2 protein-coding genes and 1 pseudogene are annotated in these 1095 nt (G+C 54.3%); all 3 read right to left on the reverse strand.

The genetic code is table 11. The features are described 5' to 3' along the window. Positions 1-233 (reverse strand): hypothetical protein (locus tag AC097P_RS24715; protein ID WP_479613059.1); only part of this gene is annotated, 233 nt, incomplete at its 3' end. 165 nt (positions 234-398) lie between these two features. After that, positions 399-653, reverse strand: a pseudogene (locus AC097P_RS24720) (IS3 family transposase); the annotation flags it as partial. A 39-nt stretch (positions 654-692) separates the two neighbouring features. Further along, the coding region (locus AC097P_RS24725) for an integrase core domain-containing protein (protein ID WP_479613060.1) at positions 693-1095 on the reverse strand (403 nt) is incomplete at its 5' end.

The raw sequence follows: 1095 nt of genomic DNA on the forward strand, positions 1-1095 counted from the left end.
GCCGGTGAGAAGGCGCAGAAACCAAAGTTAAGGTGCGAAGTACCTGAGAAACCGTCGAACAAAGGGGAGCGCCCAAGCGGCGACCCTGCGGAGATGGCTTCGGTCCGGCGCGTAGCCAAGGGAAACGCCAGCAAGAACCCTGCACCCCGGACACCGAACCGGACCAAGGTCGCATCGATGGGACTTGTTGGCGTACGTATAGCAGCGAGACGGGACAAGAAGGTGCGGTTCACGGTGGCGAATGTTGTTGGTCTTCGGCAGTATGGCCCAGGTGGTGCCAAAACGAAGTCGGGAACAAAGCAGTTGTCTCCTGGGGGAAAAGTCTTCGTATTCGCGAATTTCGCTGGAAGCCCCGGTATGGTCGTTGTCAAGGTAGTTGTCGCATTTTTATTGGCTATTCAGGCTGCTTTTAGTGTGGTCGCTGCTTCCTTTCTCGGGGCTGTAATTGGGTTGAGGCGCACTTCATCGATTGGGTTCCAGTTGCGAGTCGAACCCGACCAACGGTTCGGATTGGACTTGCGTGCAGCGGCGTAAACCACTTCGCGGTTTTTGAGCATTGATTTATCCAAACCCGCGTGACGCTGCTGTGGCGTCACAAACTTGATCGCACTATGGCGATGCTCAAGGTTGTACCAGCGCACAAGATTCGTCACCGGTGAATGTCAAGCTAGTTGTCGCCTATGAGTGTTAATTTATGCGACTTTTTTGAGTTCTGGTTGATTTTCCTTTCGACTCTGCGTGTTTGATTTTTGTTGATCTGGATTGAGGGGAACAACCTGCACGGGTTGCCAGTTACGGGTGGAGCCACTCCAGCGCTGCGGGTGCTTGGCTTTTGCTGTTTCATACACGTCCACACGCTTTGCTAGTAAGGCGGCGTCCTGACCTGCATGGCGCTGCTCTGGCGTGACCAAGCGCACTGCGCTGTGACGATGCTCATGGTTGTACCAGTGAACGAATGTGCCGACCCACTGCCTGGCCACCAGCAGGTTCTCGAAGGCTCGACTCGGATAGTTGGGACGGTATTTCAATGTTTTGAAGAGCGACTCCGAATAGGGGTTGTCATTACTTACCGCAGGGCGACTGAAACTTGGCATC

The organism is Rhodoferax sp. ZS1R8 (genome assembly GCF_056521325.1).